The following is an 11884-nucleotide window of genomic DNA, read 5'->3' as shown; positions in this document are numbered from 1 at the left end:
CACCCGTGTCAGCCCGGATGGCCTGTGGATCGAACTGCACGGGCGGTCGGAAGCAGGAACCCGCCGAGACGACTGCGCAAGGAGCCATCCATGCGTAGCGTGGTAGGAATCTCCGGCCTTCAGGCCGGGGAGGATGTCAACGCCTTCCGCATACCCGAATATCGGCTGGAAACTCAGGGGCAATCAATCGTGTTGATTAACTGGAGACATTCCCCTGGTGCTCCCACTGGATCCCTAGAACAAGGGTGTTAGCAGACCAGGGCTTGCTGCCGTTGTCGCTGTTGGCGTTCTAGAGCTTCAAACAGGGCTTGAAAGTTGGCTTCGCCAAAGCCTGTGGCTCCACCCAATCGTTGGATGACCTCGAAAAAAAACGTGGGCCGACCAAACAGAGGCTGAGTGAAGGTTTGCAACAACAGGGGGGGGTGTGGGGAATCAGAAGCAGGCAAGGTGGCATCCAAAAGGAGCTGCTGCTCCACCAAGTCGTGCCAGGAGATGGCGGGGGGCAACCCACCAGAACGGAGTATTGCTCCAGAAGCCAGCTCCCTTGCCAGGTTTGTGTAGTACTCCGGTGGCACCTGCAGAAAGTTTACGCCTCCCTGTCGCAGCCGGCGCACACTGGCGAAGACATCTGAGCTGTGCAACGCCGCATGTTGCAGGCCAGGGCCATGATGGGCATCCAAAAACTCCTGGATCTGGGAAGCGGCACAGGTGGGCTCGTTGATGGCCAACTGGATCCCGGCTTCAGGATCTCCCACCACCACACTTTCTAGGCCAGAGGTGTTGGTGCGGATGCTATAGCGATACAGAGACCGCCAACCCAGCACCTGCTCATACCAATCCGCCGCTGCCTGCAGGGATCCCTGCTCCACGTTCAATACCAGGTGATCCCAGTGGGAAAACAGGTTCTCCTCAGCAGGGGCTGAATCGGGGATCCCTGAGCCGGGGAGCAAAGAATGCCGAAGTCCATAGGGGGTGCGCAGGCGCAGAGTGGGGCCGCCTTCCTCTTCTGCCGGGATCCACTCCACTTGGGCTCCTCGCCTCTGCAGAAGCTCTGCCAAGCCCAACAGCTCTTGCTCCACCACCGCTAAGGCCACATCCACCACGCCAGGCGAATGTTGCTGCAAATAGCGATCCACCTCATCCCCGGCGTGAGCCGGCTGAGATAGGCGCAAGCGCAGGGATCCCTGACGCAGACAGAGGGTACTGCCGAGCTGTCCTTCCATTCGGAAGCCCCAAACTTGACAAAAGTGTTCCTGCCAACGGGGCAGATCCCAAAGATAGAAGTGCAGGTGATGGATCCCTTGGACGATTCGATTGGACTGGTTCATAGAGCAAGGCACTGCTAAGGCAAAGGCCGAGTATCCTGACGTTCTCACGGCAACAGACGACCTGGGCCGTCCTACCTCAGCATAGGCCCGCCATTTGCCGATGGAAAAGCGTAAAACAACGTTAAGAAGATATTAAAACAGCATTAAAAAATAGGATGAAAATAAGATTAAAAAATCACGCAACCGAAAATATCCTCAGAGCGCAAGGGACTAAAATTAAATCAGGCGAGGTGTATTTAGAACGCCTAAAAAAGAAACAGAAGAGTTGCTAAAAGCCCTTCGTAGGATCCCTATAAGCCTTGCAGAGATCTATTGGTTCTTTAGCTCTCTTTTAGAGCCTACGTGGGGCAAAGGCCGGGGTGCTGCCTCGCCCTGTCGATAGATTATCAGGCGTAATAGCCGGGAGGATTGTTATGGTTGCCAGTGTGCAGCGTTCTGTAGCATCACCTACAGAATTGAAGGCGGAACCAAGGACAGGATCCAACGCAGCCGGTCAAAAAGTTTTGAGCGATTTTGCAACGGGAGCCTGGCAGCGCTGCATCGACGTCAGAGACTTTATTCAGCGCAATTACACCCCCTACACCGGTGATGAAACCTTCTTAGCTGCAGCCACCGAGCGCACCCAGCGGCTGTGGGCCAAGGTCAAGGATTTGATGGCTCTGGAGCGAGAGCGAGGGATCCTAGATGCCGATACCGCTGTTCCCTCTACCATCACCAGCCACGCCCCTGGCTATATCGACCCAGAGCTGGAACAGATTGTGGGGCTGCAGACGGACAAACCTCTGAAGCGGGCCATCATGCCCTTTGGCGGCATCCGCGTGGTGGAGTCTTCCCTCAAAGCCTATGGCTACGAGCTGGATCCCCGCACCAAGGAAATTTTTACCCAGTACCGCAAAACCCACAACGACGGCGTTTTTGACGCCTATACCGAAGAGATGCGCCGCTGCCGCCGCTCCGGGATCATCACCGGCCTGCCCGATGCCTACGGTCGGGGTCGCATCATTGGGGACTACCGGCGGGTGGCCCTCTACGGGGTGGATCGGCTCATCGAAGACAAGCAGGCCCAAAAAGCCAGTCTAGACCTGGACACGATGGACGAAGAGACCATCCGCCTGCGGGAGGAGCTCTCCGAGCAGATTAAGGCCCTACAAGAGCTGAAAGAGATGGGATCCCGCTACGGGTTTGACCTGGGCCGTCCGGCAGCCAACGCCCGCGAAGCCATCCAATGGCTGTACCTGGCCTACCTGGCAGCCGTCAAGGAGCAAAACGGGGCGGCCATGTCCTTGGGGCGGGTGTCCACCTTCCTGGACATCTACATCGAGCGGGATCTGCAGGCCGGGATCCTCACCGAGGAAGAGGCCCAGGAGCTCATTGACCACTTTGTTATGAAGCTGCGCATGGTCAGGTTTTTGCGCACGCCCGAGTACAACGAGCTATTCAGCGGGGATCCCACCTGGGTTACCGAGTGCATCGGCGGCATGGGCCTGGATGGGCGGCCTTTGGTTACCAAAACCAGCTTCCGCATGCTGCATACCCTCTACAACCTTGGCCCAGCGCCCGAGCCCAACTTGACCGTGCTCTGGTCGGAGCGGCTGCCGGAAGCCTTCAAGCGCTACTGCGCCAAGGTCTCCATTGAAACCAGCTCCATCCAGTACGAAAACGACGACTTGATGCGCCCCTACTGGGGGGATGACTACGGCATCGCCTGCTGTGTGTCGGCCATGCGCATCGGCAAGCAAATGCAGTTCTTTGGGGCGCGGGTGAACTTGGCCAAGTGCCTGCTCTATGCCATCAACGGCGGTCGGGATGAGATCTCCGGCGAGCAGGTGGCTCCTGCTTTCGCCCCCATCACCGCCGATGTCCTGGACTACGACGAGGTGTGGCCGCGCATGGCGCAGATGATGGCCTGGCTGGCCAAAACCTACGTCAACACCATGAACATCATCCACTACATGCACGACAAGTACTGCTACGAGCGCCTGGAGATGGCCCTGCACGACCGGGACGTGCTGCGCACCATGGCCTTTGGGTTGGCCGGCCTGTCGGTAACAGCCGACTCCCTATCCGCCATCAAATACGCGCGGGTACGGGCCATCCGGGATGAGCGGGGCCTAGTGGTGGATTACGCGGTGGAGGGCGACTTCCCCAAATACGGCAACAACGACGACCGAGTTGACTCCATTGCGGTGCAACTGGTGCAGACCTTCATGGCCGAGCTGCGCAAGCACAAGACCTACCGCAATGCCATCCCCACCCAGTCCATCCTCACCATCACCTCCAACGTGGTCTACGGCAAGAAAACCGGCAATACTCCCGATGGGCGGCGAGCGGGCGAGCCCTTTGCCCCAGGGGCCAACCCCATGCACGGCCGGGACACCAAGGGGGCGGTGGCGTCGCTGGCTTCGGTGGCCAAGCTGCCCTACGACGACGCTCTGGATGGGATCTCCAACACCTTCTCGATTGTGCCGGCGGCCCTAGGTCGCACAGCGGAGGAGCGGGTTGCCAATCTAGTGGGGCTGCTGGATGGCTACATGCGGGATGGCGGTTTCCACCTCAACGTCAATGTTCTCAACCGCGAGACCCTGCTGCATGCCATGGAGCACCCGGAGCTCTACCCACAGCTCACCATCCGGGTTTCCGGCTATGCGGTGAACTTCATCAAGCTCACCCGCGAGCAGCAACTGGATGTCATTAACCGCACGTTCCATCAACACTGCTAAAAGACCAGCCTGGGGATCCCTGAAGTCCGCCCATACCGGGGTCGATGGAAGGGATCCCCCATCGATAACCGAGGAGGCCCGATGATCATGACTGTTTGTAGCGCTGCGGATCTGGTCAGCCAGTATGCCTCAGGACGGCGCGATTTTCGGGAGATCGATTTGCAGGGGGCTGAGCTGCAGGGGATCCATTTGGCCGGTGCCGATCTCAGCTATGCCGATTTCAGTGGGGCCAACTTGGCGGGGGCTAATTTGCGGGGGTGCGATCTCAGTTTTGCCGACTTCAGCGGAGCTAACCTATCGGGAGCCGATTTGCGGGGATGTCTCCTCTTTGGCAGCAATTTCCGAGGGGCGCTCTTAGAAGGAGCCTTGTTGGATCACGCAGATTTCGATGCCTATACCCATTTCCCGAAGGATTTCGATCCCAAGGCCCACCGCCTGCACGGCATCACGGTGGATACCTCCGTGCCTAGCCCACACGACCCATCGGTCTGAGCTGGGTGGGATCCCCAAGCTGCCCTTTCGGCTTTTTATCCCCCTTTCTCCCTTCCAGCCAGGATAGCAGCGGTCTAGCTAAAAGACCCTAGGGATCTAAAAAAATCTAGTTCCAACCTAATCCAAAGAGAAATGGAAACTGTGTTCTATTTAACCTGAGTTAGCAATCTGGAAGAAAACCTCAAGATTGATTGATATTTTGCAAAAGTCATCCAGGATAAAAGTATGGATACCGTTATGAACCCCCTGACACCAATTGCTGGGCGCATTCACTCGGTGGAAACCTGTGGCACCGTCGATGGGCCAGGAATCCGCTTCGTAATTTTTACACAGGGTTGTCCACTTCGCTGTTTGTATTGCCACAACCCTGACTGTCGGGATCCGGAGGCGGGACAGCTTGTTACGGTTGAGTCTTTAATTGCCGAGATCCAACGTTACAAGAATTACTTGCGAGGGGGGGGAGTTACGGCTACCGGGGGAGAGCCTTTGCTGCAACCCACCTTTGTAGCTGAGATCTTCCGTCGCTGTCATGAGTTGGGCTTGCACACGGCTTTGGATACTTCTGGCTATGGGCAACTGGAAGCAGCCAAGCCTGTGTTGGAGCATACAGATTTGGTGTTGCTGGATATCAAGTCTTATCTGCCGGAGCTGTATCGAAAGGTTACCGGCGTTTCGCTAGAACCCACTCTTAATCTGGCCCGCTATTTAGACCAGATCCACAAGCCTACCTGGATTCGTTTTGTGCTGGTTCCCGGCTTGACGGATCCCGAGGAAAACATTAAGGGTCTGGCCGAGTTTGTGGCCACCTTATCCAACGTGGAGCGAGTGGAAGTTTTGCCCTTTCACAAGATGGGGGAATACAAATGGCAGCAATTGGGATTGCCTTACACCCTTGCCGATGTCGATCCACCCACACCCGAACAGGTGAATCACGCCTTACAAATCTTTCGGGATCAAGGACTGGTGGCTATTTGACAATTCTGCAGTTGCGGCTTGGGTCAGCATAGCCAGGTCACGCTTAGATCCGAAGTGATTCACAGTTAATCTCTGCACCGTCTCCAGATTGGCCCTGAGCTGACTGGAATCCAAGTTGATCCCCAGGCTAACTTTACGGACTCTATGTGAACTGAAGAATACCCCAAGAGGAGGGATCCCCAATGGAAGTTTGCGTCACCTACCGCGATGGTGTTCAGTTCCAAGCGGAAAGCCGAGGGCACCGCATTCTCAGCGACCAGCCTTTGGACAATCACGGTCGAGATCAGGGAATGACGCCGCCGGAATGGTTTCTGGCTTCTCTGGGCGCCTGTGTTGGTTTTTATGCCGTCAAATATCTGGAAGCTCGGCAGTTGGATCCCAGTGGACTAGAGGTGGTGGTCACGGCGGAGAAAGTTGAGCATCCGGCTCGCCTAGACAACATTCACATTCGTGTAAAAACTGGGATCCCGCTGGACGGAAGGCATCAAAAGGGGCTGGAAAAAGCAGTTGATGCCTGCATCATTCACAATACGCTCACCCATCCCCCCACCCTGACCACCGAAATCCAAGTTCCTGCTCCTGTTGGCGCCTAGATTGCCATTCGGGTTATTCGACTATTTCCAACTATCCGATTGTCAATTGTTCCTATCGTCTAAGTCTTGATGAGTTTTGGAGGGATCCACCGATGCCAGTGACCCATCTAGCCGAGTTGGAAACCCTGATCCAACAGGTGAAGGCTGCCCAAGCTGAATATGCAACTTTCACCCAAGAACAGGTAGACCGGATTTTTCACAGAGCCGCTCTGGCTGCCAACAACGAACGGATCCCGCTGGCCAAGCTGGCGGTACAGGAAACCGGCATGGGTATTGTGGAGGACAAGGTGATCAAAAATCACTTTGCCTCGGAATACATTTACAACAAATACAAACACGAGAAAACCTGCGGGGTTATCGAGCGGGATGAGAGCTTTGGCTACGAGCGCATTGCTGAACCAGTAGGGCTTTTGGCAGGTATTGTGCCGGTAACCAACCCTACCTCGACGACCATTTTCAAGGCTCTGATCACCCTCAAAACCCGCAACGGCATTATCTTTTCTCCCCACCCGCGGGCTAAACAATGCACCATTGCCGCGGCCAAAGTGGTCAGAGAAGCTGCCGAGGCAGCGGGCGCTCCTGTGGGGTTGATCGGCTGGATCGACGAGCCCACCATCGAGCTGTCCCAGGCTTTGATGCAGCATCCTGAGGTGAAGCTGATCTTGGCTACCGGCGGGCCTGGCATGGTTAAAGCGGCCTACTCTTCGGGCCACCCGTCTTTGGGGGTGGGAGCGGGCAATACCCCGGCAGTGATCGATGCCAGTGCCGATATTCCCATGGCTGTCAGCTCGATTTTGTTGAGCAAGACCTTCGACAACGGCATGATCTGTGCCTCAGAACAGGCAGTGGTGGTGGTGGATGCCATCTACGAGCAGGTCAAGGCCGAGTTCGGCCATCGGGGGGCCTACATTTTGGATCCGGAACAAATCGAAGCCGTGCGCCGCATCCTTCTCAAAGACGGTCGCCTCAATCCGGCCATTGTGGGCCAGTCGGTGCAGACCATCGCTGCCCTGGCCGGTATCCAGGTACCCGAAGGCACCAAACTGCTGATTGGGGAAGTGGAGAAGGTGGGGCCGGAGGAGCCCTTCTCCTACGAAAAATTGGCCCCTGTTCTGGCCCTCTACCGAGCCAAGGATTTTCACGCTGCTGTGGAAGTGGCCGTTCAACTGGTCAATTTCGGCGGGCGGGGACACACCTCTGTTTTGTATACAGATCCCGCCAATCGGGACGATATTGCCTACTTTGAAAATGCCCTGCAAACCGGTCGAGTCTTGATCAACACTCCCTCTTCACAAGGGGCCATTGGGGATCTCTACAACTTCAAGCTAGATCCCTCTCTGACTTTGGGCTGTGGCACTTGGGGAGGCAATTCGATCTCCGAGAATGTGGGGCCGCGCCACCTGCTCAACATTAAAACGGTAACCCAACGTCGGGAAAACATGCTCTGGTTTCGGATCCCGCCCAAGGTTTACTTCAAGCCCGGATGTCTGCCTATTGCTCTGCGGGAATTGGCCGGCAAAAAACGCGCCTTTTTGGTGACCGATAAGCCGCTCTTTGAGTTGGGCATATTGCATCCCATCACCCAGGTTTTGGATGAGATTCGCGTGAGCTGGGATGTGTACCACGATGTAGAGCCGGATCCCACCCTCAGCAACGTCAATCGCGGTCTGGAGCAGTTGCGCCAGTTTCAACCGGATGTGATTATTGCGGTCGGTGGGGGATCCCCGATGGATGCGGCCAAGGTGATGTGGCTGATGTACGAGCAGCCCCAGGTGGAGTTTGAAGGCTTGGCGATGCGCTTTATGGACATCCGCAAGCGGGTTTACGAGCTGCCGCCACTGGGGCAAAAAGCTCAGCTCATCTGCATCCCCACCACTTCCGGCACGGGATCCGAGGTGACGCCCTTTGCCGTAGTGACCGATGACCGGGTGGGGATCAAATACCCCCTGGCGGACTACGCCCTCACCCCCACCATGGCCATTGTGGATCCGGATCTCACCTTAAAGATGCCCAAGAAGCTAACAGCTTACGGCGGCATCGATGCCCTCACCCATGCTCTGGAAGCCTATGTGTCGGTGATGGCCAGCGACTTTACCGATGGGCTGGCATTACAAGCCATCAAGCTGCTCATGACCTACCTGCCGCGGGCCTATGAAAAAGGTGCTGCAGATCCAGAAGCCCGAGAAAAAGTTCACTACGCCGCCACCATTGCCGGCATGGCCTTTGCCAACGCCTTTTTGGGGGTGTGCCACTCCCTGGCCCACAAGCTGGGATCCACCTTCCATCTGCCCCACGGCCTGGCCAATGCCCTGATGATTACCCACGTCATCCGCTACAACGCCACCGACGCCCCCTTTAAGCAGGCCATTTTTCCCCAATACCGCTATCCCAACGCCAAACACCGCTACGCGGAAATTGCCGATTACCTGCAGTTGGGCGGGGCGGATGACGATGAAAAGGTCATGCGCCTGATTGAGGCCATCGAAGAGCTCAAGCGGAAACTGGAGATCCCGGCCACCATTCGCGAGGCCCTGGGCGAGAAAGAGCGGGAGTTTTACGACCGTCTGGAGGCGATGGCGGAGCAAGCCTTTGACGACCAATGCACCGGCGCAAACCCCCGCTATCCCCTCATTCAAGACATGAAGGAGCTGTACGTTTTGGCCTATCGGGGCTGCCGGGTGGATTCTGCCCTCTACCACCAGCCGGAACCAGTGTTGGCCTAAGGAGTAGGGTATGTGGCAACGACTGGATCCCAGTGTGGATATCTGGAGGGCCCGATCCCATCCCCTGAATCCCATTTTTCTGCCCCGTTCGGTGGCGGTGGTGGGGGCCACGGAGCGGGAGGGCAGCGTGGGGCGGACGGTGTTGTGGAACCTCATTAGCCACCCCTTTGGCGGCACGGTTTACCCGGTCAATCCCAAGCGGCACCAGGTGTTGGGGATCCGGGCCTACGAGCGGCTGTCCGCTCTGCCGGAGCCGGTGGATCTGGCCATTATCGCCATTCCGGCAGCGGGGGTGCCCAAGGTGGTGCAGGAGTGCGTAGAAGCCGGGGTCAAGGGCGCCATTGTTCTTTCAGCAGGCTTCAAGGAAACGGGCCCTGCTGGCTGGGAGCTGGAGAAGCAAATTCAGCAGACTATCCAATCGCGTCAGCGGGACGGAGTCCTTAGGAAGCTGCGCTTGATTGGCCCCAACTGCCTGGGGATCCAAAACCCCCACACGGGCTTAAACGCCACCTTTGCTGCCCAGATGGCCCGGCCCGGCAATGTGGGCTTCATCAGCCAAAGTGGGGCCCTGTGCACCTCGATCCTGGACTGGAGCCTGCAGGAAAATGTGGGCTTCAGCGCCTTTATCTCTCTGGGATCGATGCTGGATGTGGGCTGGGGAGACTTAATCGACTACTTGGGCGAGGATCCCCATACCCACAGCATTGTCTTGTACATGGAATCCATCGGGGATGCCCGCTCTTTTCTGTCCGCGGCCCGAGAGGTGGCCCTGAGCAAGCCCATCATTGTCATCAAGGCGGGGCGCACCCAGGCGGCAGCCCAAGCAGCCGCTTCCCACACGGGCTCCCTCACCGGCAGCGACGCAGTGTTGGATGCGGCCTTCCGCCGTTGCGGCGTGCTGCGGGTGGATCACATTGAAGATCTCTTCGACCTGGCGGAGGTGCTGGCCAAACAGCCCCGTCCTCAGGGCCCTCACCTGACCATCCTCACCAATGCCGGCGGGCCAGGGGTGCTGGCCACCGATGCCCTCATTCGCGCCGGGGGATCCCTGGCCCAGCTCTCCCCCCAAACCCTGGAGCAGCTTGAGCGGATCTTGCCCCCCCACTGGAGCCACGGCAATCCCATTGACATTTTGGGGGATGCCGATCCGGAGCGCTTTGCCCAAGTTTTGGAAGTGGTGTTGCAAGATCCCGGCAGCCAGGGCTGTCTGGTCATCCTCACCCCCCAAGCCATGACGGATCCCACGGCCACTGCCGAGAAAGTGGTGGAGACCTGGCGGCGCAGTGGATCCCGGCAGCCTATCCTGGCCAGTTGGATGGGGGGAGCTGGCGTGGATGCGGGCGAGCACATCCTCAACCAAGCCGGGATCCCCACCTATCGCTACCCGGATCAAGCGGCGCGGGTGTTCGGCTATTTGTGGCGCTTTAGTGACAACCTCAAGGCCCTCTACGAAACCCCCACCCTGGCTCCCACCAGGCCAGTGGAGCAGGAAAAAGTGCAGCAAACCCTTGCCCAGGCGAGGCGGGAAGGCCGCACGCTTCTCACGGAGGTCGAATCTAAGGAAATCCTGGCCGCCTACGGGATCCCCGTGGTGCCGACGCGGGTGGCCGAGAGCCCCGAAGCAGCAGTGGAAGCTGCCGAGGCCATGGGCTACCCGGTGGTGGTGAAGCTCTACTCCCACACCCTCACCCACAAAACCGATGTGGGCGGCGTGCAGCTCAACCTGCCCGATGCTGAGGCGGTGCGCCGGGCCTTCGGGCAAATCCTCCGCAACGTCAGCGAGAAAGCGGGGCCGGAGCACTTCCAGGGGGTCACGGTGCAGCCGATGGTGGACACGGATGGCTATGAGCTGATCCTGGGGAGCAGCCAGGATCCCCAGTTTGGGCCGGTGTTGCTGTTTGGCAGTGGCGGACAACTGGTGGAGGTGTTTCAAGATCGCTCCATTGGCCTTCCCCCCCTCAACACCACCTTGGCCCGGCGTCTGATGGAAAACACCCTCATCTACAAGGCCCTCAGGGGGGTGCGGGGACGCCCAGCTGTCGATCTGGAGGCCCTAGAACAGCTCTTGGTGCGTTTTAGCCAACTGGTGGCCGAGCAGCGGGAGATTAAAGAGATCGACATCAATCCGCTGCTGGCTTCCAGCGAGGGCCTGCTGGCTTTGGATGCCCGCGTCATTTTGCGAACCGAGCAGGATCCCCAGGTGCCCTTGGCCATCCGCCCCTATCCCACCCAGTACATCTGGAGCTTCCGGGACGGCATCACCATTCGCCCCATTCGCCCTGAAGACGAGCCTTTGGTGATCGATTTTCACCGCCACGTCTCCGATTACAGCGTCTATCTGCGCTACTTCCACCCGATCAAATACAGCGCCCGCATCGCCCACGAGCGCCTTACCCGCATTTGCTTTAACGATTACGACCGCGAGATTGCCTTAGTAGCAGAAAAACAGGAGCCAGAGGCCAATCGCGTCAGCGGGACGAAGTCCTTAATCCTCGGCATCAGCCGCCTCTCCAGAAAACATGGCTTTCCCCAAGAAGCAGAGTTTGCCATGCTGGTGGCGGATCCCTACCAACGGCAAGGGATTGGCACAGAGCTGTTGACCCGCCTCATTCAGGTGGCCCGCTGCGAAGGGATCCAGCACCTCACCGGCGAGGTTCTTTGCGAAAACGAGGCCATGCGCCGCCTGTGTCAGCGGCTGGGGTTTCAGTTGCGCCCTTCTCCAGAGGATCCCGGGATCCTCAAGGCTGCTCTGGCTTTAATCTCCGATCCGCCAATCCTCGCCACCTGCTCCCCCTAGAGATCCCCAGAGAACTAAAAACGGTTTACCGACTGGCTTACCGTAGAATAAGACGGGAAGAGTCCTGGCGCTTGTCCCCTCCCCTTTTGGGAGGGGGGTTGGGGGTGAGGGCGGACTCCCTCTGAGGAGGAGGAGAAGTTTTTGGGGATTGCTATGAACACTGAAGGGACACCTGCGAACAAATGGGGGATCCCCTCAGCAATCGAGGTGGTCTGGTCTGGGAGAGTTGGGGCCGGGATCCGCAGGCTGCCGGTGA

General features: G+C 58.1%; 8 protein-coding genes. 7 read left to right on the top strand and 1 reads right to left on the bottom strand.

Translation table 11 applies throughout. The features are described 5' to 3' along the window. The first annotated feature begins 90 nt into the window (after window positions 1-90). Window positions 91-252 (top strand): hypothetical protein, encoded by a 162-nt coding sequence (locus ACVWZF_RS01660; RefSeq protein WP_457410661.1) that lies wholly within the window; start codon window positions 91-93, stop codon window positions 250-252. On the opposite strand, the gene ACVWZF_RS01655 is transcribed toward ACVWZF_RS01660, so the two are convergent. Then, window positions 249-1328: a VOC family protein gene (locus tag ACVWZF_RS01655; protein WP_011431913.1), complete on the bottom strand. Its 1080-nt coding sequence runs from the start codon at window positions 1326-1328 to the stop codon at window positions 249-251. The genes ACVWZF_RS01660 and ACVWZF_RS01655 overlap by 4 nt on opposite strands. Window positions 1329-1741: 413 nt before the next feature. On the opposite strand from ACVWZF_RS01655, the gene pflB reads away from it, so the two are divergent. The 6 genes from pflB (at window position 1742) to ACVWZF_RS01625 (ending at window position 11628) form a co-directional block, all read left to right on the top strand. Then, entirely contained in the window at window positions 1742-4048 is a 2307-nt protein-coding gene (pflB, locus tag ACVWZF_RS01650) for a formate C-acetyltransferase (protein WP_011431912.1), read from the top strand. A gap of 81 nt (window positions 4049-4129) precedes the next feature. Further along, entirely contained in the window at window positions 4130-4540 is a 411-nt protein-coding gene (locus ACVWZF_RS01645; RefSeq protein WP_457388059.1) for a pentapeptide repeat-containing protein, read from the top strand. A gap of 225 nt (window positions 4541-4765) precedes the next feature. Then, window positions 4766-5515, top strand: coding sequence for a pyruvate formate-lyase-activating protein (gene pflA / locus ACVWZF_RS01640; RefSeq protein ID WP_414374996.1), 750 nt, complete (start codon window positions 4766-4768; stop codon window positions 5513-5515). 182 nt (window positions 5516-5697) lie between these two features. Next, the gene (locus ACVWZF_RS01635) at window positions 5698-6108 is read left to right on the top strand and encodes an OsmC family protein (RefSeq protein ID WP_414343934.1); all 411 of its coding nucleotides are present in this window, start codon (window positions 5698-5700) and stop codon (window positions 6106-6108) included. Window positions 6109-6200: 92 nt separating this feature from the next. Beyond that, entirely contained in the window at window positions 6201-8831 is a 2631-nt protein-coding gene (gene adhE, locus ACVWZF_RS01630; RefSeq protein WP_457410659.1) for a bifunctional acetaldehyde-CoA/alcohol dehydrogenase, read from the top strand. Between the two features lie 10 nt (window positions 8832-8841). After that, entirely contained in the window at window positions 8842-11628 is a 2787-nt protein-coding gene (locus ACVWZF_RS01625; RefSeq protein WP_011431907.1) for a bifunctional acetate--CoA ligase family protein/GNAT family N-acetyltransferase, read from the top strand. Window positions 11629-11884: the final 256 nt, after the last annotated feature.

Source organism: Thermostichus sp. OS-CIW-30 (assembly GCF_054060215.1).
Note: the sequence above shows the minus strand (reverse complement) of the source record. Positions and strands in the feature narration are given on the sequence as shown.